This window comes from Actinoplanes sp. CA-030573 (assembly GCF_050951115.1).
GTDB lineage: Bacteria > Actinomycetota > Actinomycetes > Mycobacteriales > Micromonosporaceae > Actinoplanes.
The window spans coordinates 6,356,522-6,380,390 of record NZ_CP192038.1; the positions used below are offsets into that span (position 1 = coordinate 6,356,522).

At 70.8% G+C, this 23,869-nt stretch carries 19 protein-coding genes; 11 read left to right on the plus strand and 8 right to left on the minus strand.

The window, feature by feature from the left end; all coding sequences use genetic code 11:
• Window positions 1-204: 204 nt before the first annotated feature.
• The 3 genes from ACQP2F_RS29425 to ACQP2F_RS29435 all read right to left on the minus strand — a co-directional run bounded on the left by ACQP2F_RS29425 (window position 205) and on the right by ACQP2F_RS29435 (window position 6,640).
• Window positions 205-3,981 carry a chemotaxis protein CheB gene (locus tag ACQP2F_RS29425; protein WP_433292966.1) on the minus strand — a complete coding sequence of 1,259 codons (3,777 nt, stop codon included), beginning with the start codon at window positions 3,979-3,981 and terminating at the stop codon, window positions 205-207.
• A 133-nt stretch (window positions 3,982-4,114) separates the two neighbouring features.
• Complete coding sequence (locus ACQP2F_RS29430; protein WP_433292968.1) at window positions 4,115-4,309, minus strand: hypothetical protein; 195 nt, start codon at window positions 4,307-4,309, stop codon at window positions 4,115-4,117.
• A gap of 99 nt (window positions 4,310-4,408) precedes the next feature.
• Window positions 4,409-6,640, minus strand: coding sequence for an LPXTG cell wall anchor domain-containing protein (locus tag ACQP2F_RS29435; protein ID WP_433292970.1), 2,232 nt, complete (start codon window positions 6,638-6,640; stop codon window positions 4,409-4,411).
• A 188-nt stretch (window positions 6,641-6,828) separates the two neighbouring features.
• Here ACQP2F_RS29435 and ACQP2F_RS29440 point away from each other — a divergent pair, with 188 nt between their 5' ends.
• A complete protein-coding gene (locus tag ACQP2F_RS29440; RefSeq protein ID WP_433292972.1) occupies window positions 6,829-7,611 on the plus strand; it encodes a hypothetical protein in 783 nt (260 codons plus the stop codon).
• A 59-nt stretch (window positions 7,612-7,670) separates the two neighbouring features.
• A complete protein-coding gene (locus ACQP2F_RS29445; RefSeq protein WP_433292974.1) occupies window positions 7,671-8,444 on the plus strand; it encodes a hypothetical protein in 774 nt (257 codons plus the stop codon).
• Between the two features lie 9 nt (window positions 8,445-8,453).
• Here the strand turns inward: ACQP2F_RS29445 and ACQP2F_RS29450 are convergent, their stop codons facing one another.
• Window positions 8,454-9,203 carry a 3-keto-5-aminohexanoate cleavage protein gene (locus tag ACQP2F_RS29450; RefSeq protein ID WP_433292976.1) on the minus strand — a complete coding sequence of 250 codons (750 nt, stop codon included), beginning with the start codon at window positions 9,201-9,203 and terminating at the stop codon, window positions 8,454-8,456.
• 58 nt (window positions 9,204-9,261) lie between these two features.
• On the opposite strand from ACQP2F_RS29450, the gene ACQP2F_RS29455 reads away from it, so the two are divergent.
• Genes ACQP2F_RS29455 through ACQP2F_RS29465 form a run of 3 tightly spaced genes read left to right on the plus strand, consistent with a single transcriptional unit; the run spans window position 9,262 to window position 11,351 of the window.
• The gene (locus ACQP2F_RS29455) at window positions 9,262-9,816 is read left to right on the plus strand and encodes an ArsR/SmtB family transcription factor (protein ID WP_433292978.1); all 555 of its coding nucleotides are present in this window, start codon (window positions 9,262-9,264) and stop codon (window positions 9,814-9,816) included.
• Entirely contained in the window at window positions 9,813-11,018 is a 1,206-nt protein-coding gene (locus tag ACQP2F_RS29460; protein ID WP_433292980.1) for an MFS transporter, read from the plus strand. Before ACQP2F_RS29455 ends, ACQP2F_RS29460 begins: the two co-directional genes overlap by 4 nt.
• Window positions 11,019-11,351: a hypothetical protein gene (locus ACQP2F_RS29465; RefSeq protein ID WP_433292982.1), complete on the plus strand. Its 333-nt coding sequence runs from the start codon at window positions 11,019-11,021 to the stop codon at window positions 11,349-11,351.
• Window positions 11,352-11,549: 198 nt separating this feature from the next.
• Here the strand turns inward: ACQP2F_RS29465 and ACQP2F_RS29470 are convergent, their stop codons facing one another.
• Window positions 11,550-11,966: a nuclear transport factor 2 family protein gene (locus tag ACQP2F_RS29470; protein WP_433292984.1), complete on the minus strand. Its 417-nt coding sequence runs from the start codon at window positions 11,964-11,966 to the stop codon at window positions 11,550-11,552.
• A 111-nt stretch (window positions 11,967-12,077) separates the two neighbouring features.
• Between ACQP2F_RS29470 and ACQP2F_RS29475 the strand changes: the two genes are divergently transcribed.
• Together ACQP2F_RS29475 and ACQP2F_RS29480 are read left to right on the plus strand one after the other, a co-directional pair.
• A complete protein-coding gene (locus tag ACQP2F_RS29475) occupies window positions 12,078-12,449 on the plus strand; it encodes a YciI family protein (protein ID WP_433292986.1) in 372 nt (123 codons plus the stop codon).
• Complete coding sequence (locus ACQP2F_RS29480; RefSeq protein WP_433292988.1) at window positions 12,437-13,627, plus strand: RNA polymerase sigma factor; 1,191 nt, start codon at window positions 12,437-12,439, stop codon at window positions 13,625-13,627. The genes ACQP2F_RS29475 and ACQP2F_RS29480 overlap by 13 nt, the downstream gene beginning before the upstream one ends.
• Here the strand turns inward: ACQP2F_RS29480 and ACQP2F_RS29485 are convergent.
• The 3 genes from ACQP2F_RS29485 to ACQP2F_RS29495 form a co-directional block, all read right to left on the minus strand.
• The gene (locus tag ACQP2F_RS29485) at window positions 13,594-15,024 is read right to left on the minus strand and encodes a TIGR04013 family B12-binding domain/radical SAM domain-containing protein (protein ID WP_433292990.1); all 1,431 of its coding nucleotides are present in this window, start codon (window positions 15,022-15,024) and stop codon (window positions 13,594-13,596) included. The genes ACQP2F_RS29480 and ACQP2F_RS29485 overlap by 34 nt on opposite strands.
• Before the next feature lie 31 nt (window positions 15,025-15,055).
• Window positions 15,056-18,295 (minus strand): glycoside hydrolase family 3 C-terminal domain-containing protein, encoded by a 3,240-nt coding sequence (locus ACQP2F_RS29490; RefSeq protein ID WP_433292992.1) that lies wholly within the window; start codon window positions 18,293-18,295, stop codon window positions 15,056-15,058.
• A gap of 431 nt (window positions 18,296-18,726) precedes the next feature.
• The gene (locus tag ACQP2F_RS29495) at window positions 18,727-19,449 is read right to left on the minus strand and encodes a peptidylprolyl isomerase (RefSeq protein WP_433292994.1); all 723 of its coding nucleotides are present in this window, start codon (window positions 19,447-19,449) and stop codon (window positions 18,727-18,729) included.
• A 222-nt stretch (window positions 19,450-19,671) separates the two neighbouring features.
• Between ACQP2F_RS29495 and ACQP2F_RS29500 the strand changes: the two genes are divergently transcribed.
• Genes ACQP2F_RS29500 through ACQP2F_RS29515 form a run of 4 tightly spaced genes read left to right on the plus strand, consistent with a single transcriptional unit; the run spans window position 19,672 to window position 23,861 of the window.
• Complete coding sequence (locus ACQP2F_RS29500) at window positions 19,672-20,886, plus strand: ABC transporter substrate-binding protein (RefSeq protein ID WP_433292996.1); 1,215 nt, start codon at window positions 19,672-19,674, stop codon at window positions 20,884-20,886.
• Window positions 20,883-21,842 (plus strand): carbohydrate ABC transporter permease, encoded by a 960-nt coding sequence (locus ACQP2F_RS29505; RefSeq protein ID WP_433292998.1) that lies wholly within the window; start codon window positions 20,883-20,885, stop codon window positions 21,840-21,842. The genes ACQP2F_RS29500 and ACQP2F_RS29505 overlap by 4 nt, the downstream gene beginning before the upstream one ends.
• Window positions 21,843-21,874: 32 nt before the next feature.
• Window positions 21,875-22,678 (plus strand): carbohydrate ABC transporter permease, encoded by an 804-nt coding sequence (locus ACQP2F_RS29510; RefSeq protein WP_433307654.1) that lies wholly within the window; start codon window positions 21,875-21,877, stop codon window positions 22,676-22,678.
• A 10-nt stretch (window positions 22,679-22,688) separates the two neighbouring features.
• Window positions 22,689-23,861: an ABC transporter ATP-binding protein gene (locus ACQP2F_RS29515; RefSeq protein ID WP_433293000.1), complete on the plus strand. Its 1,173-nt coding sequence runs from the start codon at window positions 22,689-22,691 to the stop codon at window positions 23,859-23,861.
• The last annotated feature ends 8 nt before the right edge of the window (window positions 23,862-23,869 follow it).

A 23,869-nucleotide genomic window follows, 5' to 3' on the forward strand; every position in this document is an offset into this window, starting at 1 on the left:
AAAACCGTTGTGGCCCGGCATCCGGGCCAGGCGGGTTCGAATCCCGTCCGCGTCCGTTGATCTGCCCCGACCTCGGCTGAGCTGGTAACACATCGCTCAGTCGAGGCGGCCGGCAGTCTCCCGCTCGGCGTCGCGTGCCGTCCTGGACCGACGAGGACATTGCCAATACCTCGCGCTTCTTCGCCCGCAGCGCCACCTCGACGGTCATGGTGCCGGCGGCGTACCGCGCTCGGTGCCGAGGTGCGTTTCCTGCTCGGGGTGCTGGGGCGCGGTGATGTCGAGGGTGACCCCGATGACCTTTTCGACGGTTCCGTCCGGGCCGGTCCTGGCTTCGGCGCGTTCTTCGAGCCAGACGATCCGGTTGTTGTCGGGGCGCCGGATCCGGAATTGGGATCGGTAGGTTCCGCCCTCGGCCGCGATGGCGCGGACCTTGTCGAGGTGCCGGGTGGCGTCCTCGGGGAGCACGAGGGCGAAGCCTTGCTCGGCACCGGCGAGGGCGGGCAGGCCGTAGATGTCGGCGAAGCTGTCGCTGGTGGTGATGCGGTCTTCGGACGGGATCCATTCCCAGGTGACCATGCCGGTGGCGCGGATGGCCAGGCGCATGCGTTCCTCGCTGTCGCGCAGGGCGGTCTCGGCGCGGGTCCGTTGCACCTCGGCCCAGGCGCGCCCGGCGGACTCTTCGGCGATCGCGATCTCCTCGGCCGTCCAGGAACGGGCCGTGCGCTGGTGGACCGCGAGGGCGACGGTCGATCCTTGGCCGCGCACGAGTGGCAGGACGAGCTGCGCACCGATCTGGAGTTTCGCCAGCGCCGGGCCGATGTCGGCGACGTGCGGGTCGGTCTGGGTGTCCTCGATCGCCAGCCGGCGGCCGGCGAGGATCGCCTCGGCGAGCGGCTGGTATTCCTTCAGCGGGTAGCGGCCGAATCCGCCCGGCATCCCGTCGACCGCGTAACCGCCCATGGTGATCAGCTCGCCGGCGGCCTGGTCGACCTCCACGAAGCGGGCCCGGTCGGCGCCGAGCTGCTCGACGAGCATCCGGCAGGCCGTCTGTTGGATCTCCAGCGGATCGCCGAGCGCCCGCAGCGCGTCGGACAGGCCGATCCGGAAGGTGTTCAGCTCGGCCGCGCGCCGCCGTACACGGGCGAGTTCCAGCTGTCCGGCGACGCGGGCGATCAGCTCGCGGGCGGAGAACGGCTTGACGATGTAGTCGTCGGCGCCGGCCAGCAGGCCCTCGATAGCGGACTCCTCGCCGGCGCGCGCGGTGACCAGCACGACCGGGACCGCGCGCAGATCCGCGTCCTCGCGCACCGCGCGCAGCAGCGCGAAACCGTCCAGGCCGGGCATCATGACGTCGGCGAGCACGAGATCCGGCGGGTCGGCGCGGGCGAGCGCCAGGGCCTCCGTTCCGTTCGACGCCATCTCGAGCTGCCAATGCGGAGCCAGCAGACGCGACAGGTAGTCGCGCATGTCAAGGCTGTCGTCGGCCACGAGGATGCGTGCGCTCGGCGCATAGCCGGCGAGCGAGTGCCGGTCGGCGCCGCCGTCGGCGAACAGCTCCGGCTCGGGAGCCTCACCCCAGCGTGTCGCCTCCTCGGCCATCGCCGCCGCCAGCTCGGTCGAGGCCGGTACCCGCGGCGGCACTTCCGACAGTTCGGGACGCCGTCCCGAGGGGATCCAGACGGTGAAGGTGGTTCCCTTGCCGACGGTGCTGGTGACGCGGACGCGGCCGTGGTGGCGGCGGACGAGCTCGTCGACGAGGGCGAGCCCGATCCCCGCACCCTCGTGTGTCCGCGCGCGGCTGTCACGTACGCGGTGGAAGCGCTTGAAGACGTGCGGCACTTCCTCCGCGGGAATGCCGACGCCGGTGTCGCGGACAACGAGCTCGGCGTGGTGGGGCCGGGCGCGCAACGACACCTCGATCTCGCCGGAGAACGTGAATTCCAGCGCGTTCGACAGCAGGTTGGAGACGATCTTCTCCCACATCTCCACGTCCACCAGGACCGGCGCCGGAAGCGTCCCGAGGTCGACGCGCAGCGCGAGCCCCGCCCGAGCGACGGCACTCTCGAATTGCGCCACGATCTCCCGGGTGCGCTCGGCGAGATCGACCGGCGCGAACGTCGCTCGCAGACGCCCGGCTTCGATCTGCGAGAAGTCGAGCATGGTGCCGACGAGGCGTTGCAAGCGCCGCGCGTTGCGGCGTACCAGGTCGATGTCGGCCCGCTGCTGCGGCGTGAGCCCATCACCGCGGTCGCGCACGAGCTCGTCGAGCGGACCGAGCATCAGCGTCAACGGGGTCCGGAACTCGTGCGAGACGTTCGAGAAGAACTCCGTCTTGGCCCGGTCGAGCTCCGCCAACCGCTCCAGCCGCCGACGCTCCCGATGCCGCGCCTGCGCGTCCGCCATCCGCCCCTCGACCGAGTCCCCGACCAGCATCAGGAACTCCCGATACCGGGCGTCGAAGTTCAGGTACGGATCAACGCCGAGGATCAGCATCCCGATCACCCGCTCCTCCGCGTCGTCGCGCAGCGGGTGGACGACCGCGGCCCCGGGCGTCACCCCCTCGGCTCCGACCACATGGCCGGGGAAGCGCGAGGACAGGTCGTCGACGACGACCGGTTCGCTCACCTCGTGCAACGGCCATGCGGCGCCCGGCACCAGCCGCAACTCCCTCGGCGCCAGCGCGCCGCCGGGCTCCACGCCGGCCGCCGCTACCAGACCGGCTCGCGTCGACGACGGGCCGAGGAGGTACGCGACGGCGAACACCACGTCTGCCGCGTCGCCCAGCACCTCGACCGCACCGGAGAGCGCCTCCCGCCGGCTGGCGGCGCGCGGCGCCTGCGCCAAGGCGTCGAGCGTGCTGAGCCGCCGCGCCGCCAGGACCTCGTCGGTGCGCTCGTGGATCACTCGATGGATGCCTCCGACGGTGCCGTCGGGCTCCCAGATCGGCGTGTTCGTGCCGTACACCCAGACCTTCTGCATCCGCCCGTCACGCATGTACAGGTGGGAGACCCAGGGATTCTGCTGCGCTTCGCCGTCCAGCACACGCTGATACTCCGGGCGCGTCTCGTCCGAGACCTCGGGCACTATCTCCGCGTACGGCCGGCCGAGCAAGCTGCCCTCGCGTCCCGGCATGACCAGGAGGCTGGCGTCGTTGCTGAGCCACAGCATGTCGTCGCCCCAGAACACGAACGTGGGCTCGAGGCTCGCCATCATCAGCCGCACGACCGACCGCAGCGTCGGCGACCAGCTCGACACCGGACCCAGCGGCGTCCGGCTCCAGTCCAGCCGGGCCGCCTGTCCGGCCATCACGCCCTCATCACCGAAGGTGGCCCGGATGGCCTGCGCCTCGTCCGACGCCAGCGGCAGCCGCCGGCCCAGCGCGGCGTCCACCAGCGCCGGCCCGATGTCGTACAGCGGCAGAACCAGGTCCACCGCGCCCGCCGCCACCGCGGCGGCCGGCATTGCCGGGAACTCCGCCGTCTCCTCGCTCTGCGCGATCACCCGGCCGCCCGCGGCGTGTACGGCGGCGGCCCCCGCGGCGCCGTCGCTGCCCATCCCGGTCAGCACCACCGCGACCGATGCGCCCGCGAAGCTGTCCCCGATCGACGTCAGCAGCGCATCCAGCGGCCGCTCGGTCTGCACGCGCTCGGCCGGGCGCAGCGCGCACGTACGGTCCGGCAGAACCTCGAGCACCGACCGCGGCGGACACACCGTCACCACCCCCGGCTCGATCCGACCGCCCTCGCTCGCCCACTTCACCGGAAGCCCGATCCGCCGGGCAAGGACGTCGACGAACACACTGCCCTGGCCCCCGAGGTGCTGGGCGAGGACGACCGCGGCGGGAAATTCTGCCGGCAGAACGCGGAGGACGCCCGACAACGCCTCCAGGCCGCCCGCCGACGTCACCAGCGCCACGACCTCGACGCCGCTGCCTTCCCTGCCCTGCCCGCCGTTGCCCGACGACGCCCCTGGCTGCGCCATAAACCCTTACGTTACTGGCGACCCGCGTGTTGATGACACAGCGTTTTCGTCCTCGGTAGCTGGGGTTCTTGACGTGGCTCATCACCTGCGCGCTGATCAGCGCGTCGATGCCGCGGGCACGCGCTGAGAGCGCCTAGCGGCCGACGTGGTCGTGGTCGGCCGCCGGCGGGTCGTCGAGGAGATCGAGCAGGTCGGGGCCCTCGTGGCCGGTGTCGCTGGTGCGGCCGACCAGGCCCAGCTGGGTCGCGCACTCGCGGCCGAAGCCCTTCACCATCCGGTCGGCCCGGGTCTGGTGCCCGCAGCGCGGGCATCGCCGCATCTCCGCCATGATCGCACCTTAGTACGCCGGGGCCCGACCCGGCGGAGACGGTGACGCCCGGCCGTGACGGCGTGCACGGCCGGGCGTCAGCTTCGGGGAGCGGGCGGGTCAGGCCTCGAAGCTCCGGCCCCGCCGCCGCTGCCAGATCAGCAGGACCGCGCCGCCGCCGAGCAGCAGCGCGCCGACCGCGGCGATCGCGGCCACATTCGTGCCGGTGATCGGGAGGCCGGGCTCATCGCTGCCCGAGCCGCCGCCCGCGCCGCCGTCCGAGCCATCGCCCGAGCCGGCCGGCGGCTGGGCCACCGGGCTGGTCGGTGGCTTCGTGCCGCCGGTGTCGCGCTTCTCGATCGCGTCGCCGCCGAGCCAGCTCAGCTCGGTGGTGTCGCCGGCCTTCGCGTAGGCGACCGGCTCGTACACCGACTCCTTGACCGTCGCCGGCAACGCCGGGTGGGTGGCGGTGAAGGTCTTGGCCGGCATCTCGGTGCGCGGCGCCTTGCCGAAGTCGACGCCGCCGAGCGCGAACTCCAGGGTCAGCGTCTGCCCGCCGCGGGTGACCTCGCGGGTGTACTGGTACTCGCCCTCCTTGAACGACTTGTAGTACCGCTGCCAGATCTCCTGCGCGCTCCACTTGGTGCGGGCCGGCCAGCGGCCGATGTCGTTCGACCCGATGATCGCGTGGAAGGCGCCGGCCTTCTTCGCGTCCCGCTGCTTGACCCACTCCGCCGCGACCCGGCTCATGTAGACGCGCCGCAGGTCGGCGAACTCCGGCTCGGTGTTGATCTTCTGCTCCAGAGCGGGCTGGATGAGCCGGTTGTACTCGGCTACGTTCTGCTTGGCGACCTCCTCCGACTGCTTGCACGGCGTGGCGCCGTCCGGCAGCGTCGTGGTCGTCATGTACTCGGCGCTGGCCTTGAGCGGCGCGTCGAGGATGTAGAGCTTCCCGCCGTCCTCGCGCACGGTGGCCGGTTTGGCGTCGATCCACAGCCGCAGCGGCAGGCACGGGTACGTCTCGACGCTGTCGAAGTGGACCGCGTCCCAGAACTTGTCGCCCAGCTCGGTGGCCGGGTCGAGCAGCTCGGCGTGCGCCTTCTTGAGCGCGAAGTCGGCCTCGAGCAGCACCCGCCCGGCGTCCGTCTTCCCCAGCGCCGGGTCGATCACCTTGTCGGGCTGGTCCGGGTTGAGGTTGACCCAGAACGACGAGTTCGGCAGGGCCAGCCAGGTGAACAGCGAGTCGGAGGACAGCTGCGCGTTCTCCAGGCCGCCGAACGACGGGTCGTCCTCCTCCTCGACCACGTCGCCGGCCTCGAACGCGTACTCGAACCCGTTGCTCGCCTGGTCCGAGACGTAGCGCAGCTCCATCGTCGAGAAGTCGATGCCGCCCGGGCGGCGCAGGCGCGCATCCGGCCGGGGGGACTGGCGGGCGAGGTCGTCGTCGGCGTCGGCGATCAGCCGGGCCTCGGCCTTGCTGCGGCCGGAGCCGGCGGCCAGGTCGTTGAGCGCGCCGCCGGAGGGCACGTTCGGGCGCGGGTTCATGATCTGCGAGCCGGGCGCGCCCCGCACCGGGGCCGCCCGGTTGGTGACCACGCCGGTCGCGCTCATCCGGTGGATGTCGATGCCGGCCGCCTTGAGCTCACGCACCGTCTTGGCGGTTGGCTTGTCGCCGAAGATGTAGACCAGCTTGTATCCACTCTTCGCCGCGTTCTCGCGGTCCTTCACCAGCTGGCCGACGTCGAACGTGCGGCCGGACTTGAACTCGTACGCGATCTTCAGGTTGTGGTTGATCGCGTCGTACTTGCGGGTCTTGTCGCTGCCCGGGATGTTGTCCTGGCAGAGCCAGTCCTGGCCGCCCAGCCCGAGGTCCTCGGCGACCAGCTTCTCGTACGCCTTGCCGCGCGCGTCGTTGCCCTGGTTGGGCACATAGCGGTTGAGCCATTTGCCGAAGTCGAGCTGCGGCTTGCCCTCGGACCTTTTCCGCTCGACGTACCGGTTCCACGCCGCATAGACGTGCTCCTTGGTGCCGGACGGGTATCTGCTGGTGTCCGTCCCGTACGGAATGAGGTCGTCGGGATCGTCGGGCAGCGATATGCCGCGCGCGTTCTCACCCGGGTTCTCGTAGTCGTAGGTGCGCCGGTTTCCGGCCGGGTTCGGCGTCTCGGTCCGGCCGTTGAAGCCGGGCAGGTCGCTCTTCTTCGGCGGCGGCTTCGTGATGGTGTACCGCTCGTCGCACCGCAGGCTCGGCGCCGCCTGCGCCGCGACCGGCTGCCACCCCGCCACGGTCGCCAGCACGGCCAGCACACAGGCCGCCGCCCAGCCGCGCGAGCTCCTCGTTCGCTTGCTCAAAACGTCGTGCCCTTCCCCCGTATGTCCTGATCGGACGCTGCGAAGGGCCGACCTTATCTAGACGATCATCAATCGTGGGGGCGATCCGCCGGCGCAAATCGGATCTTGACGGCGAAAGCGCAGGCCGGCGTCGATATGTGCCAGATCGGGGCGGGTCCGGCGGGCGCCGATTCAGTAGGCTCGCCGCCATGACCGGCCTCACCGCCTGGCAGGACGAGATCGACATCGTCCTCGACCGCCTGCGCGACTTCGAGCTGCCCGCCGATTTCCGGTTCGATTTCTCGGCCGACTCGCTCGACGCGCTGGAGGCCGAGCTGCTCGCCCGGGGCAATCCCGGCGGTGACTTTCTCGAATCGGCGACGGCCTATGTCGGCGAGGCATTCCGGCGCGCCGGCGGCGGCGAATGGGATTGGGATTCCCGCGACGACATGCCGGTCCTCGCGCCGGTCGGTGCCGGTCCGGCGATCGCACCCTTGCGGTTGCTTTCCGCGGCCGTACGGGAAAAGTCCGCGCACGTTCTCCGCGAGGCGCTCGAGCGATGGGCCGCCGCCGGCGAGGCCCCCGCGGCCGAGCCGGCGCCCGCCGTCGACCCCTGGCTCGCCGACTGGCTCGCGGCCCGCTCGGCCGCGTTCCCGTCCTGGGCCGCCGAGACCGGCCGCGACGCCGCCACCTGGGATTTCTCGCCCGGCTCGCTGACCGCGCTGGAGGAGGTCATGGCCGAGCGGCCGGATTTCACGTCGTCCTTCGCCGACGGTGCGGTGTGGTACCTCGGCGAGGTGACCCGGCGGGCGTGGGGCACCCGATGGAACTACATCCCCGGCACACCGGGTCCCGGCGACCCGTGGTCCGGCCGGCCCTACGTGAAGGTCCCGGACGGCAACGCCACCGTGCCGATCGCGATGCTCAAGGCCAGCGTGAGACGGGGCGAGCCCGGTTACCTGGTCGGCGAACTGTCGGGATACTGGCAGTGATCACTCTTCGTGCGTACGGGGGTACCGCCGGTCGGTGAGCCGTCGCTAGCCTGCCTGGCATGGATTGCGCGGTCTGCGGCTTCGCGAACGACCCCTCGGCGTCCGTCTGCGCCCGCTGCAACGCCACGCTGACCGCGCCCGCGTTCGTGCCGGCCGGTCCGGCGCCCACCACGCCGATGGTCTATCCGGGCGCGCCGCAGCCGTCCGGTCCGCCGCGGCGCAACCCGCTCGTGCCGATCCTCGTCGGCGTCGCCGTCGTGCTGTTCCTCGCCGTGATCGGCGTCGGTGTGCTGCTGTTCCGGCAGGGCCGGGGCGGTGATCCGGTCGCGCTGCCGTCGATCACGGTCACCACCACCCCGGCCGGCCAGGCCGGCACGGCGCCGCCGACCGCGCGGCAGCAGGCCGAGGCGATCGACGCGATCCTCGACCGCAGCGCCGCCAGCCGGGCCAAGCTCAACCAGGCGATCGACAAGGTCAACCGCTGCACCCGGCTCGACGCGGCGCTGGCCGACATGCGGTCGGTCGGCGACGAGCGCAACGCCCAGATCGCCGACCTCGACGCGGCCGACGTCTCGGCGATCGACTCCGGCGAGCTGCGCTCGACCCTGAAGTCGGCGCTGCAGGCCGCGCTCGGCGCCGACCAGCAGTTCGTGGCCTGGGCCGAGCCGACCGTCAAGGGCGGCTGCGCCGAGACGCCGGCCCGCAAGGCGGCGTACGCCAAGTCGCAGGCGTTCTCGAAGCAGGCGCAGGCGGCGAAGAAGAAGTTCGTGGCCCTGTGGAACCCGGTCGCGACCCCGCTCGGCTTCGAGGCGCGCACTACTCAGTACATCTAGTCAGTGCATCTAGTCGGTACATCTGGACCGCAGCTCGACGGCGGCGCGGACCAGGTCGGCATTGGAGCGGGCGACGGTGCCGTCGGGCAGGCGTACGGAATCCTCGAAGCCCACCCGCGTGTCGTGACCGCGCCGGAAAGCGTCCGCCACCAGCGGCCAGGTCCAGTCGTTCATGCCGTGCGTGAGCCGGGGACACGTCGATCCGGCCGCGTCCAGAGCGTCGTTGACCTGCCGCGCCACGTCGACGGGATCGCCGGTCAGAAAGTAGGGCTCGCCCGGGTCGAGCTCGATGCTGACCCGCTGCGCGTGGGGAAGCAGTCCGGAAGCGATCAGCCCGGCCATCTCGACCGGCGCCCACAGCCCGACGTCGATGCCGATGCCGGCCTCGAGCATGGCCGCCATGACCCGCTCGAAGCCCTCCTCGGAGAGGTTCACGGTCGCGCAGTCGACACCCTCCCACTCACGGATCATCGCGATCCGGTCGGCCAGGCCGGGAACGATCCAGGCGCCGGTGGTGAGCCCGACCTCGACCGGCACGCCCTCCTCGGCGGCCACCGCACGCACCTGCCGGCACGTCTCGTTGACGATGGCCGGGCTCAGCGTCTCGGCGCCGGCTTCGTCACGGACATGCAGATGTACGCCGCGGGCGCCGGCCCGGAGACACTCGCGCACCTCGGCCAGCAGCTCGGCCCGCCCGACCGGCATGGCCGGGTGCCGGTCCTTGCCCCACGGCCCGTTCGGCGTCACCTGAAGAAGCACGCCCCCATTCTTCTCCGGAACCCTTGAGAAGAAACCTTTGCAAAGATATCTTCTCATCATGGCTGAGCTGACCGACATCGATGCGCTGAAGGCTCTGGCGCACCCCCTCCGGCAGCGGCTGCTGACCTGGCTGCAGCGGAACGGGGCGGCCACCTCGGCCGATCTGGCCGCCGTCTTCGGCGAGGACCGCGGCGCGACCAGCTACCACCTGCGGCAGCTCGCCCGGTTCGGGTTCATCGCCGAGGACAGCCGGCGTTCGGCCGGGCGGCGGCGCTACTGGAAGGCGGTCCCGCAGGACATCCGGCTGCCGCGCACGCCGGCGTCGCCCTCGGTGGCCGCGGCCGCGGAGGAGATCGGGCGGCAGTGGTTCACCCGGTCGCAGGAGGAGCTGATCGCGTACCTGGAGAACCGGGAGGCCTTCGGTGAGTTCGCGGTCGCGGCCCCGCACTCGTACGGCAGCACCTCCCTGACCCCGGCCGAGCTCGCGCGGTTCGGCGCGGAATACCTCGCGCTGCTCAGCAGGTGGCACCGCGCACCGGACGAGGCGTCGCCCGGGAGCCGGCACATCTCCGTCGTCTTCCACGCCTTCCCGACGCCCGCCTCGCCGTCATGACGCTGTGGCGCAACCGCGACTTCGCCGCCCTCTTCTCGGCGCAGCTCGTGTCCACCCTGGGCGCGACGGTCACCGGCACCGCGATGCCGCTGCTCGTGCTCACCCTCACCGGCTCGCCGGCCGACGCGGGTCTGGTCGGCGCGGCCGGCGCCCTGCCGTTCCTGGTGGCCGGCCTGATCGCCGGCCCGCTGGTCGACCGCTGGAACCGCCGCACCATCCTGCTGGCCGCCGAGATCGTCGCCGGCCTGGCGCTGGCCACCGTGCCGATCGCCCTGTGGCTGGACCGGGCCGCCGTCGCCCACCTGGCCGTGGTCGCGTTCGTCCAGGGGCTGTGCGCGGTGTTCTTCGGCCTGGCCGAGCGGGCCGCCCTGCCGCTGGTCGTGCCCGCCTCCCGGATCGCCGCGGCGGTCGCCCGGAACGAGGCCCGGTCGCGGGGCGCCGCCCTCGCCGGTCCGCCGCTCGGCGGGTTGCTGTTCGGACTGGGCCGGTCGATCCCGTTCGTGGCCGACTCCCTCTCGTACCTCCTCTCCGCCCTGGTCCTGCTTTTCGTCCGGCGCGACCTGCGCGCCTCGGTCCCGCCCGCCGCCGGCCCGCTCCGGCGATCGGCGGCCGAGGGTCTGCGCTGGGTCTGGCGGCACCCGCTGGTGCGCGCCGCGATCCTGCTGCTGGCCGTCAGCAACTTCGTCTTCCAGGCCCTGGTGCTGGTCATCGTGGTGCTGGCCCGCGACCGCGGCGCCACACCGGCGGCCGTCGGCGTGATGCTCGGCATCTACAGCGCCGGCGGCTTCCTCGGCGCGCTCGCCGCGACCAGGCTGCATCGCGTCTTCTCATCACGCACCGTCATCATCGGGGTGACCTGGGTGTGGGCGGCCCTGCTGCCGTTCTTCGCGGTCGCCACCGACGTCGGCCGGATCGGCCTGCTCGGTGCGGCGTGCGCTTTCGCCGGCCCACTCTTCGACGTCGTTCTCATGGCGTACGCCGCGGTGCTCGTCCCCAACGAGCTGATGGGCCGGGTGATGGCCGCCGCGATGACCGTGACGTGGGGTGTGCTGCCGCTGGCGTCCCTGGCGGCCGGCTTCCTGCTCACGGCCCTCGGCCCGGTCGTGTCCATCGGCGTCCTCTCCGCCGTGATGCTGGCCGCGGCGCTGGGCGGCACGCTCAGCCCCGCCGTCCGCCGGGCGCCCTTGCTGGAGAATGCTTGAGTGATCGCCATGCGGACCCCGTCGCTCGCCCTGATCGCGCTGGCACTCGTGGCCGGTTGCGGCCACCCGGCCCGGCCGGCCCCGACCCAGCGCATGGCCGTCTGCGTGGCGCCCGGCGCGTCGCACCCCACCGGCCGGGTGACCATCGAGTTCCGCCGAGCGGGCGCGGTGATCGCCTCCGGTTCCATCCCGGTGGGCGGCGTGTTCGCGGCACCGGTCCCGGCCGATGCCGCCGTCGACGCCTACGCGGACGACAAGCTGGTCGGCTCGAGGCCCGCAGGCGGGGGCGATGTGTATCTGAGCGAGGCGGGCTGCCCGGACTCCCCGTGGTGAGGGGCGAGCTCGCGGGTCCTGAGCAACCGCCACGATGGATCGGTGGCCGGCTCGCCGCAACGGCGAGCCGAACACCTCACGCACCTACCTCGTCGAGGCCCAGTAGCACTTCCCGCCGGCGCATGAAGAAGCCGGGCCCGCGCTCTGCCCGATCACGCGGTGGTCCCCGGGCCGGCAGCGTGCTCCGCGTCGGCCGGCCTATGGCTTCAGGTCGGTCGCGGCGCGGAACGAGCCGTCCATGTAGAAAGGCACCGACGTGTGTTCGTGGGTCACCAGCCAGCGGCCGTCGATGCGGCGCAGGCCCAGCGTCACCCGGTACCACATGGTGAACCCGTCTCCCGCCATCGACGCCGTCATCGCGTCGAGGCTGGTCGCGAAGGCCACGTCGCCGTCGGCGGTGACCGTCAGGTCGGTGACCTCGCGGCGCGGCGGGGCGTCGAACTTGTCGATCCACGCCTGCAGCGGCTGCGGGTCGCGGCCGGGCTCGGCGCCGCCCAGGGGCGGGGCCAGTGAGAACGAGACCACCTCGTCGGCGTGATAAGCCTGCACCGCCGCCGCGTCGCCGCCCTCCAGGGCCTTCGCCCGGGCCAGGATGACGTCCTTGATCTCCTGCATCTCGACCTCCGTCTGAAGAGACTGACTTCCGAAGAAACTGACTTCGGGGAGACGTCGAAGCAGCGGCGCCGGTTTCGACATCCTGATGAAGCGTCAGAAGGAGCGTGAGCCATGAGATATCTGATCCTCATCCAGTCCAACCCGCGGAGCCTGGCCGCCTGGGACAAGATGACCGACGACGAGCGCATGGCGTTCGGCCGCGACCACCTGCGCCTGTCCGCGGAGATGGGCGACGCCGGCGTGCTGGTCGCCTCCGAGGGGCTGGCCGATCCCGGTCTCGCCCGCTGGGTGAAGGTGCGGGAGGAGCGCACGATCGCCTCCGACGGGCCGTACGCCGAGGTCAAGGAGCATCTGGCCGGGTTCTACCTGATCGACTGCGCGACCATGGACGAGGCGGTGGCGTGGGCGGCCAAGGTGCCGGACGCGAAGTACACCGAGGTCGAGGTGCGCCCGGTGCTCGACATGAGCGGATGGGAGTTCTGAGCGGGCTCGAGGACCTGCTGCGTTCCTGCGCGCCGCGGGTCCTGGCCGCGGTCGCGCGCCGCTACGGCGACTTCTACGCGGCCGAGGACGCCGTGCAGGAGGCGCTGCTGGCGGCCGCGAAGCAGTGGCCCGGCGCCGGCGTTCCGGACGATCCGGCGGCGTGGCTGATCCGGGTGGCGGCGCGGCGGCACATCGAGACGGTGCGGAGCGAGCAGGCGCGACGGCGCCGGGAGGCGATTCCCCAGGACCCACTTCCCGAGGTACGCGGTGACGACGAGCTGACCCTGCTGGTGCTCTGCTGCCACCCCGCCCTGTCACCGCCCGCGCAGGTGGCGCTGACCCTGCGCGCGGTCGGCGGCCTCACCACGGCCGAGATCGCCCGGGCCCTGCTGGTGCCGGAGGCGACCGTCGGGCAGCGGATCAGCCGGGCCAAGCAGCGCATCCGCGAGACGGGCGCACGGTTCGCGATGCCGCCGGACTCGGAGATCGGCGAGCGGCTCACCGGCGTACGACAGGTGCTGTATTTGATCTTCAATGAGGGGTCGACCGCGAGCTCCGGCGGATCGCTGCACCGGGTCGAGCTCAGTGCCGAGGCGATCCGGCTGACCCGGCAGTTGCGCGACCGGCTGCCCGAGGACGGCGAGGTGGCCGGGTTGCTCGCGTTGATGCTGCTCACCGACGCCCGGCGGCCGGCCCGCACCCGTCCGGACGGTGCGCTGGTGCCGCTGGCCGCGCAGGACCGCGGGAAGTGGGACCGGGCGGCGATCGCCGAGGGCATCGAGATCATCACCGACGCGCTGAAGCGGTTCCCGGTCGGCCCGTTCCAGGTGCAGGCGGCGATCGCGGCCGTGCACGACGAGGCGCCGGACGCCGCCGGGACCGACTGGCCGCAGATCCTCCTGCTGTACCGCCTGCTCGAGGCCCTCGCCCCCGGGCCGATGGTCACGCTGAACCGGATCGTGGCGCTGGCCGAGGTCGACGGCCCGCTGCCGGCCCTTCGCGAGCTGGAGTCCCTGCCGCCGGCGATCGAGCACCGGGTGGCCGCGGTCCGGGCCCACCTGCTGGAGCGGTCGGGCGCGCGGGAGGCGGCGCGCGACGAGTACCGGCGGGCGGCGCGGCTGACGCTGAGCCTGCCCGAGCAGCGCTACCTGGAGTCGCAGGCGTCCCGGCTGTCGTGACCGGCTCTCCGCTCGTGACCCGTGATCGTCGGCAGGCCCGTGATCGTCGGCGGGCCCGGGATCGTCGGCGGGCCCGGGATCGTCGGCAGGCCCGGGATGGTCGGCAGGATGGTGCGGCTGCGGCCCGGCCGGGGGTACGCCTCCGCGGCCGCCGCCAGGCGGACGGCGTGGTCCCGCTGCTTCTGCCAGTGGCCGTAGAGGGCGCCCCGGTGGGAGAGGCGGTCGACCTCGCTGATCGTCTCCGGGTCGACGTCGCCGGGCGGGGCGTCGCGCCACGGGGTGCCCGGCAGCGGCATGAACGTGTGGGCGTGGATGCGGGCGCCGAGATCGGCCAGCTCGCGGGCCAGACCGAGCGACGCCGCCACGTCACCGCGGTCCTCGCCCGGCATGCCGAAGATCATGTCGACGTTGATCTGGAAGCCCTGCTCGAGGCCGAGGCGGACGGCCCGGCGTACCTGCTCGACGTCGTGGCCCCGCTTGGCCGCGCCGAGCACCCGGTCCGAGCCGGATTGCGCACCCACGATGATGTTGGTGTTGGCGCAGTAGCGCCGGACCAGCCGGAGCGCCTCCCGGCTGACGTGCTCCGGCCGGATCTCGCTGGGGAAGCTGCCGAAGAAGACCCGCCCGTCCGGTCCGATGCCCTCCTTGCAGGTGGCCAGCAGCTCCTCGACGCCGGCGAGATTCGGCTCCTCGTCCGGCGTGCCGTAGGACAGCGCGGTCGGCGTGATGAACCGGACGTCGCGCAGGCCGCGCTCGCGCATCCGGTCGACGTGCCAGCGCACGTTGGCCACGCTGCGGTGCCGGAAGCGGGCCGAGAACATGAACGGCGTCTGGCAGAAGCGGCACGCGTAGATGCAGCCACGGGTGATCTCGAGGGCGTTGAACTTGTCCCACTTGAGCCCGAAGCCGGGGAAGTCGTCGAGGGGGCGCTGCTTCGCCTTCCCCGTCCGGACGATCTGGCCGGACTTGTCGCGATAGGCGAGCCCTACGATCCCGGTCGGGTCGCCGAGCGCGTCGACCAGGCTGAGGAGCGTCGACTCGCCCTCGCCGACGGCCGCGACGTCCCACCCGGCGTCGAGCGTCTGCACCGGCTCGGCGGTGGCGTGCACTCCCCCGGCGATGTGCGTGACGTTCGGCCCGTCCGCCAGCGCCCGGATCCGCCCCAGCTCCTCGGCGAGCGCCGCCGCATCCGGCGAATAGAACGACCACAACACGAGTACGCGGGTGCCACCGGCCGCCCGGATGTGCTCGGCCGTCTTCTCGGCAGTCTCACCGAAGCGCACCTCGTACCGGGTGGCGGTCTCGTGCTCCCCGAGCGCGCCGAGCAGCACGTGGAAGCCGTACGTGACCGCCTTGCGGTAACGCAGCACCAGGACGAGGTCGAGCCCACCAGCCATGCGGCGATTCTGCCAGCCGCGGGACGCGAGATCAGCTGATGGCAGGGCGCGGCGGTGGCCCCATCCCGCCGAACCGGCACCGGGGTGTGATCGTGATCAGGGCGGATTCCGACGTTTGCACGCCGGCACTGGTTGCGGTGACGGTGACCCGTACGTGCCCGGTCCGGCCCGCGGTCAGGATTCCCGCCGGGGTGACGCTCGCTCCGGCGGTGTTGGTGTCCATCGGGGCGATCCGGTAGCCGTACGTCGTTGCCGGGTCGGCCGGGTACACGCTCGCGGACAGCTTCGACCCCGAGGATGCCTCGTCGAGCGTCACTTTCCGGTCACCGAAGTCGACCCGCGACGTGTGAGCGTTCGGGAACGCCGAGCCGGTGGCGTCCGGTGCGCCGGAGGTCACCACGACCGGGAAGGTGGTCGACCTGCTCTCCCCGTCGGCGCTGGCCCTGGCCGTGATCAGGACGGCGCCGGTGGACACCGGCCGGACCGAGCCGCCGGCGTCGACCGTCGCGACCGCCGGGTTCGAGGAGGTGTACCTCACCCTGAGCGCCCGATCGGAGAGATCCCAGAACGTCATGTCGTGCTTGGTGACCGACAGCTGGGCGTTGATCCGGTTGTCGGGGGTGTCCAGGCTCAACTCGGTGGCGTCCGGCTGGGCCGAGACCACCTCGACGCCGGCCGTGCGGTGTCCGGTCACCCGCAGGCGCACCGGCTTCAGGTCCGCGGCGGCCGAGCTCGGACCGGCCAGGATGGTCCAGTCGCCCGTGGGGAACACCTTCTTGTGCTTCACGTCGTCCCAGAACCACAGGTCACCGGCGCCGATGGTGACCTTTACCGTCTTGGCGGTCCCGGCGATCAGGCCGCTCTTGACGAAACCCTTCAGCTGCTTGAGCGGGCGCTGGTTCCCATCGGCTCCCTTCGGAGCTCTGGCGTAGACCTCGACGACCGCCTTGCCCGGGTGCTTGGCGGCCCGGTTCGACACGGGCACCGAGACCGTCACCGCGTCATCGGGAGTGATCTTCGAGGAGGACAGTCTCGGGGAGCCGTAGACGAACGGCGAGTACGACAGGCCTTGACCGAACACGTAGTGGGGAGCCGCGCAACCGGGACCGACCTGGTAGTAGAGGTACGTCCGGCCGCACCTGGCGCCTTCCGCCTTGGTCATCCGGTAGTCCTCGATCGCATGGCCGGCCGCCGGCCCGAGCTGGGCGTCGACGTCGGAGTACCAGGTCAGCGGCAGCTTGCCCGAGAAGTTGGCCACCGCGGTACGCCCGTCCTCGAGTTTCACCGCGTCGTTGAACAGCAGCTCGGGCATCGCCTTGCCCTGGTACATGCCGTTGAAGGAGGACCAGACGATCGCCCCTACGCTCGGCAGGTCCTTGAACGCGCTGACGTCGACCATGGTCTTGGCCTGGATCCACACCACGATCTTCTTGCCGTACTTGCGGGCGAGCGGGGCGATCGAGTCCCGGATCAGCTCGGCCTGCATGCGTGGCAGGGCGACCGTGGAGCGGTCCGCCCCCTCGCCGCCGTCGTTGTTCCGCTGGCCGACGGCCACCACCACATTGTCCGCCTGGGATAGCTGGTATTCGGCGGTCGCCGCGTCCGTCACGGGATCGCAGGGGCTGCTCGCGCACTTGGAGGTGGTGATCTTGGTGCCGTCGGCGTCGAGGACGTCGGGGAACACCGCGAGGTGGTCGGACAGGAACGGCGTGCTGGAACCCGCGGTCACGGCCGAGGCGGGCGACCCGGTCCGCTCGGCCAGCGCCTGGGCGAAGGTGGTGTTGACCGCCGTGGGGCCGGAGTAGGAGCCCGACTGGAACGCGTTGAGGGAGTCCACGTGGCCCAGGGCGACGGTCTTGCCGGTCGCCGCGCCCGCGAACGGGAGCGTTCGGCCGGCGTTCTTCAGCAGCACGGGCGCCTCGAGGGCGGATTCGTGCGCGACCGCCCGGTGCGCCGGCGAAGCGAGCTTGACGTCGGGATCGCCGCCCGCCGACAGCGAGTAGGACTCGCTGTTCCACGGGACCGCGGCGACGGGATCGAACTCGCCCAGCTGGAACCGCGCGGTGAAGGCGCGGACGAGCGCGATGTCGACGTCGGACTCGCTGACGAAGCCCTGGTTCTGAGCCGCCGGAAGTCCGGTTGCGGTCGGGTAGTCACCGCCCGAGCAGTCCAGATCGGTGCCGGCCTTGAGCGCCCACGCGTTGCCGAGGGTCTTGTCGATCTGCGTCTGACCGCCGAGCTGGACGGGATGCCAGGAGTGTCCCTGCGTCCCGGTTCCGTACACGCGGGTGATCGCGTCACAGTCGGAGACGACGTAACCGTCGAAGCCGAACGACCGGCGCAGCATGGTCTCGAGGGAGTACCGGCTCGCCGCGGCCGGCGTCCCGGGCGTACCGCCGGGGGTGGCATTGTCGCGAGGGCTCCACTGGGTCGGGTAGCTCGCGGCGGACGGGTAGTCCCTCGTGTAGTCCTCCTTCACGGAGAGAGCGTTGTAGGCGGCCATCAGCGACCGCGCGCCCGCCTTGCCGGCCGAGGCCGCGAAGGGCGGCAGGAAGTACTCGTGCATCGAACGCTCGGTGAAGTTCGACGTGCCGAAGTCGCGGTTCGCCTCGGAGTTGTTCGCCAGGTAGTGCTTCGGCGTGGCGACCGCCTGAACGTAGTCGTGCGCCCCGGCGGGAATCGTGTCGGGACGCGACGAGGTGTTGCCCTGCATGCCGGTCACGAAGGCGCCGGCCACCTGGCCGGCCAGGAAGGGATCCTCGGTGTAGGACTCGTCCGCCCGTCCCCACCGGGGATCGCGGTTGAGGTTCTGGTTCGGCGACCAGTAGCTCAAGCCGTGACAGGCGCCTCCGACCGGGTCGGGGTTCGCCACACCCGGCGGGCAGGACGTGTTGTAGGTGACGCGGGCCTCGTCAGCGATACCGCCGGCGATCTTCTGGGTGATGGCCGGATCCCACGTCGACGCGATCGAGGTGCTCTGCGGATACTGCGTGTAGTTCCCGTTGCCGGGGATGGTCGGGAAGTAGATCCCGTGGTTCGCCTCTCCCCAGTATCCGTACGACTTCACGCCGAGCCGGTCGATCGCCTTCGGCTTGGGACGCCAGGTCGCATGCGGTTGCATCGCTATGAGCTGGTCGTACTTCTCCTCCAGCGTCATACGCGAGACCAGGTCCGCCGCACGGACACTGAAGGGCAGCGAGGTGTTCTGGTACGCCGGCGTGCTCCCCGCGGATGCCGAGGCCGGCCGCGCGAACGCGCCGAGCGTGCCCACCGCCACAGCCCACGCCAGTCCGAGCGCCAATACCCCGCGCCCCAAAGTTCTGGCCCCTCTGCCGTGGCTCCTCCCTGGCGAGGGCGCAGAACTGGTCTTCACCATGTGAAGGTCTCCCCTGTCCACGGCGGCGAACTCCGATCTCTCGACGGATCCGAACTGCTGTCCTGCTGCCACACGGCGCCTGTCGCCCATCACCTCGTCAGGGGAGTTGCCGCTGAACCGGTCCACCAAGAGGGTGGAACTGCTGAGCTGGCCTGATCCAGGATAGATCGATGTCAATTGATCGGGAGTACTATAACGGTTCCGCAAGCGGTTTGGCAGGACGGCCTCAGCGCAGGCACGGGGTGCGGATGTGGGTCCCGGAGCACCACAACCCGGCCGCCGGGATCATGGCGGCGGCCGCAGGGGAAGGGCCGTCCGCGGCGCCGCTATCGGCAGGACTTCGCCCGGATGATCTCCGTTCGCAAGGCCGGGGGCCCGTCGACCGGGGCCGGGTCGTCCGGGGTGGGCTCGATCCCGCCGGCGGCGACGCGGTCCAACGTGCGCAGTCCCACCGCATCGACGGTGCCGAAGATGGTGTAGTTCGGGCGCAGCGCGGAATTCGCGTAGACCAGGAAGAACTGACTTCCGTTGGTGTCGGGGCCGGCGTTGGCCATGGCCAGCACGCCGCGGGCGTAGACGCGGCGCACGCCGGTCGGGTCGGTGGGGGCGGGCGGCAGGCCGACCGGCAGCTCGTCCTTGAAGCGGTAGCCGGGGCCGCCCTCGCCCGTACCGGTCGGGTCGCCGCATTGCAGGACGCTCAGCGTGGGGTACGCGGTGAGCCGGTGGCAGATGGTCCGGTCGTAGAAGCGGTGCCGCACCAGATGCAGGAAGCTCTGCACCGTGCACGGCGCCGCCGCGCGGTCGAGCCGCAGCGGGATCGGGCCGAGGTTGGTGCTCAGCAGGACGTGCGCGTAGCCGCGCGAAGGCGTCCGGGCCGGGTCGCGGGGCAGCGGCACCGGGCGCGCGGCCGGGTCGTCCGGCGTCGGCGTGTACTGGCAGGGTCCGCCGGTGGGCTGGGTGGGATCGGCGCCGGCCGCCCGGGCGGGAGCGGCACCGGCGACGCCGACCGCGACCGCCGTGAGGGTGACGACGAGTAATTTCCTGATCACCCGCCCTGTCTAATCGACAGAAGTTGATGTCGTCAACAACGGCGGCCGGCGAAGATCTGCAAAACCGAGTTAGCCCCCACTCGCGCTTCGTAAGGAGATCTGGCAGTCTGAATTCTGTTGTGATCTAGGTCATAACGCAGATGTGCGGACGGAGGATCAATGAGGCTTCCAAATCCGACAGAGGTGAGCGGGCGCCCGGCACGATGGACGGCGGGGCTGAGCGTGATCGCTCTCGTGGCGTCACTCGCCGCCTGCTCCAGCGGTCCCAAGGGGATCGTCGTCAACCTGTACGGCGGTGCCAGCGGCACCGGGTTCGACAAGATCATCGCCGACTGCAACCAGGCGGCGGCGGGCCGCTACACGATCGTCGGCAACCTGCTGCCGAGCGACGCGGACGGCCAGCGCGACCAGTTCGTACGCCGGCTCGCGGCCCACGACTCCGGTCTCGACCTGCTCGGCATGGACGTCACGTGGACGGCCGAGTTCGCCGAGGCGGGCTGGATCCGGGAGCTGACCGGCGATCAGAAGACGCAGGCCACCAAGGACACCCTGCAGCCTCCGATCGACACGGCGACCTGGAAGGACAAGTTGTACGGCATTCCGCGTACGACCAACGTCCAGCTGCTGTGGTACCGCAAGTCGCTGGTACCCACCCCACCCAAGACCTTCGACGAGATGCTGCGGATGGCCCAGCAGCTCAAGGCGCAGGGCAAGCCGTACGAGATCGGCCTGACCGCGGCCCAGTACGAGGGTTACGTCGTCAACATCAACAACCTGGTCACCGGGTACGGCGGCACGCTGGTCAACGCGGACAGCACGGCGCCCACCATCGATGACAAGACCGTGCAGGCCCTCGCCATGATGCGGCGGCTCGCCAGCTCCGGGGTGACCAGCGACTCGCTGTCCAACGCCCAGGAGCCGGAGGTCTTCGCCGACCTGCAGGCGGAACGGTCGGCGTTCTCGCTCAACTGGCCGTACGTGCTCAGCGCCATGCGCGAGGCCAACCCGAAGCTGGTGGACGACCTCGGCTTCGCGCCGTATCCGTCGATCAACGGCGGCGAGCCCAAGGTGACGCTGGGCGGGATGAACTACGCGATCAGCACGTACAGCAAGCACCCCGCCGAGTCGTTCGAGGCCGGGATGTGCCTGCGCAACGAGAAGAACGCGCTGAGCGCCGCGATCGACGCCGGTGACGTGCCGGCCCTGGCCACCGTCTTCAACGAGCCCGAGTTCATCAAGGCGTACCCGATGAAGGACGTCATGCTGGCCGAGCTGAAGAACGCCGTGCCGCGCCCGGTGTCGCCGGTCTACCAGAACATCTCCACCATCGTCTCCACCACGTTGTCGCCGCCCGGGAAGATCAACCCGCAGGCGTCCGCGGACAAGCTTCGCAAGTCGATTCAGGCCGCGATCGAGGGCAAGGGGATCATGCCGTGACCGCAACGCCGACCCCGGCGGCCGCGGAGGCGGCCGACGTCCGGATCGAAGAGGAAACCACCGAGATCGCCCGCCGGCGGTTCAACGAGGCCAAGCGGGCCGAACGCAAGCTCGGCCTGATGCTCGTGTCGCCGGCGGTCATCATCATGCTCGCCGTGACGGCCTACCCGGTGCTGTACGCGGTGTGGCTGTCGCTCAACCGGGCCGACCTGCGCAAGCCCAACGACAACAAGTTCATCTGGTTCGACAACTACATCACCGTGCTGTCCAGCCCGATCTGGTGGACCGCGTTCGGTGTCACCACGCTGATCACGGTCGTGAGCGCGGCCCTCGAGCTGGCCCTGGGCATGGCGCTGGCGGTCGTCATGCACCGCACGATCGTCGGCCGCGGGCTGGTACGCACGTCGGCCCTGGTCCCGTACGCGATCGTGACCGTGGTGGCCGCGTTCTCCTGGCGCTTCGCCTGGACCGAGGACCTGGGCTGGCTGGCGCCCAGCGGCTCGGCGCCGCTGACCAAGTTCGGCACCTCGATCGGGATCATCATCCTGGCCGAGGTCTGGAAGACCGTCCCGTTCATGGCGCTGCTGCTGATGGCCGGCCTCGCCCTGGTACCCGAGGACCTGCTCAAGGCGGCCTCGATGGACGGCGCGTCGGCCTGGAAGCGCTTCTGGATGGTCACCGTGCCGCTGATCAAGCCGGCCATCCTGGTCGCGCTGCTGTTCCGCACGCTCGACGCGTTCCGGATCTTCGACAACATCTTCATCCTCACCAGCGGCGCCAACAAGACCAGCTCGGTGTCGATGGTGACCTACAGCAACCTGATCCGCGGGCTGAACCTCGGCATCGGCTCGGCCATGTCGGTGCTGATCTTCATCACCACCGGCATCATCGCGTTCCTGTTCATCAAGCTCTTCGGTGCGGCCGCACCGGGAGCCGACCCCGGGGGGAGGCGGTAGCGGTGCAGCCGGAAACCACGCAACGCAAGCTGATGTGGTGGGGGATCAACCTCCTCGTGCTCCTGTACGCGTTCATCCCGGTCGTCTGGCTGCTCTCGCTCTCGCTGAAGAATGCCGCGACCCTGAACGACGGCAAGTACTTCCCGACCCAGCCGACCGCCGACAGCTACAAGGCGATCTTCCAGAACGACGACTTCGTGCGCTCGCTGATCAACTCGATCGGCATCTGCCTGATCGCCACGCTGGTCGCCATCGTCATCGGCACCATGTCCGCGTACGCGATCGCCCGCCTGGACTTCCCGGGCAAGAAGGCGATCCTGGCGATGGCGCTGCTGGTGTCGATGTTCCCGGCGATCGCGCTGGTCACTCCCCTGTTCAAGATCGAGACGGCGATCGGGCTGTTCGACACCTGGCCCGGCCTGATCATCCCGTACATCACGTTCGCGCTGCCGCTCGCGATCTACACGCTCTCGGCGTTCTTCCGGGAGATCCCGTGGGATCTGGAGAAGGCGGCCAAGATGGACGGCGCCACCCCGTACCAGGCCTTCCGGCAGGTGATCACGCCGCTCGCGATGCCGGGCGTGTTCACCACCGCGATCCTGGTCTTCATCGCCTGCTGGAACGACTTCCTGTTCGCGCTGTCGCTCACCTCGACGTCGCGGGCGCGCACCGTGCCCGCCGCGATGAGCTACTTCACCGGCGCCACCACCTTCGAGAAGCCGACCGGGCCGATCGCGGCCGCGGCCATCGTCATCACCATCCCCATCGTGCTGTTCGTGCTGGTCTTCCAGCGGCGCATCGTCGCCGGCCTGACCTCCGGCGCGGTAAAAGGCTGAGGAGCGGAAAGTGGCCGAGATCGTTCTGGAGCATGTCGTCAAGCGCTACCCCGACGGGGCCCTGGCCGTGGACGACTTCAACCTCGACATCGCCGACGGGGAGTTCATCATCCTGGTCGGCCCGTCCGGCTGCGGGAAGTCGACCACCCTCAACATGGTGGCCGGCCTCGAGGACATCACCGCCGGCAAGCTGATCATCGACGGTCAGGTGGTGAACGACAAGGCGCCCAAGGACCGCGACATCGCCATGGTGTTCCAGTCCTACGCGCTCTACCCGCACATGACCGTCCGCGAGAACATGGGCTTCCCGCTGCGGCTGGCCGGCATGGACAAGGTGACCATCCGGCAGAAGGTCGACGAGGCGGCCGAGATGCTGGAGCTGACCCAGCACCTGGACCGCAAGCCGTCCAACCTCTCCGGCGGGCAGCGGCAGCGCGTCGCCATGGGGCGGGCCATCGTCCGCTCCCCCAAGGCGTTCCTCATGGACGAGCCGCTGTCCAACCTCGACGCCAAGCTGCGGGTGCAGATGCGCACGCAGATCTCCCGCATCCAGAAGTCGCTGGGCACCACGACGCTCTACGTGACCCACGACCAGACCGAGGCGATGACCCTGGGCGACCGCGTCGTGGTCATGCGGGCCGGCGTCGTACAGCAGGTCGGCACCCCCGCCCACCTGTACGCCCATCCGGCGAACCTGTTCGTGGCCGGCTTCATCGGCAGCCCGTCGATGAACTTCCTGCCCGGGCAGCTTCGTGGCGACGGCGTCGTGGTGACCGCCCTCGGCGAGGCCCAGCTGCCCGACCGGACCCGGCAGGCGCTCGACGGCGCGGCCGGCGAGCGGGACGTGGTGGTGGGCATCCGCCCCGAGCACTTCGAGGACGCCTCGATGGTCGGCGACAAGCCGGGCGGGACGTTCGACGCGCCGATCGACATCGTCGAGGCGATGGGGTCGGACGTCTACGCGTACTTCACCGTCAAGGGCGAGGGCGCGCACTCGGCCGACCTCGACGACCTGGCCAAGGACACCGGCAACGACATGCACGTGGCCGGCACGTCGATCACCGCCCGGCTGGACGCCGCGTCCGACGTCCGCCGCGGCCGGACCGCCCGGCTCTGGTACGACACCGCGAAGATCCACCTGTTCGACGCGTCGTCCGGCAAGAACCTGCTGGCGACCGACTGAGAGGGGGA

What these genes read in the sequence shown, in the direction of transcription:
- ACQP2F_RS29485 (WP_433292990.1), bottom strand. Translation starts at nt 15,024, where the DNA reads ATGGCTGGTGGGCTCGACCTCGTCCTGGTGCTGCGTTACCGCAAGGCG.
- ACQP2F_RS29430 (WP_433292968.1), bottom strand. Translation starts at nt 4,309, where the DNA reads ATGGCGGAGATGCGGCGATGCCCGCGCTGCGGGCACCAGACCCGGGCC.
- ACQP2F_RS29425 (WP_433292966.1), bottom strand. Translation starts at nt 3,981, where the DNA reads ATGGCGCAGCCAGGGGCGTCGTCGGGCAACGGCGGGCAGGGCAGGGAA.
- ACQP2F_RS29455 (WP_433292978.1), top strand. Translation starts at nt 9,262, where the DNA reads ATGGCTGAGCTGACCGACATCGATGCGCTGAAGGCTCTGGCGCACCCC.
- ACQP2F_RS29460 (WP_433292980.1), top strand. Translation starts at nt 9,813, where the DNA reads ATGACGCTGTGGCGCAACCGCGACTTCGCCGCCCTCTTCTCGGCGCAG.
- ACQP2F_RS29445 (WP_433292974.1), top strand. Translation starts at nt 7,671, where the DNA reads ATGGATTGCGCGGTCTGCGGCTTCGCGAACGACCCCTCGGCGTCCGTC.
- ACQP2F_RS29510 (WP_433307654.1), top strand. Translation starts at nt 21,875, where the DNA reads ATGTGGTGGGGGATCAACCTCCTCGTGCTCCTGTACGCGTTCATCCCG.
- ACQP2F_RS29470 (WP_433292984.1), bottom strand. Translation starts at nt 11,966, where the DNA reads ATGCAGGAGATCAAGGACGTCATCCTGGCCCGGGCGAAGGCCCTGGAG.
- ACQP2F_RS29480 (WP_433292988.1), top strand. Translation starts at nt 12,437, where the DNA reads ATGGGAGTTCTGAGCGGGCTCGAGGACCTGCTGCGTTCCTGCGCGCCG.
- ACQP2F_RS29440 (WP_433292972.1), top strand. Translation starts at nt 6,829, where the DNA reads ATGACCGGCCTCACCGCCTGGCAGGACGAGATCGACATCGTCCTCGAC.
- ACQP2F_RS29475 (WP_433292986.1), top strand. Translation starts at nt 12,078, where the DNA reads ATGAGATATCTGATCCTCATCCAGTCCAACCCGCGGAGCCTGGCCGCC.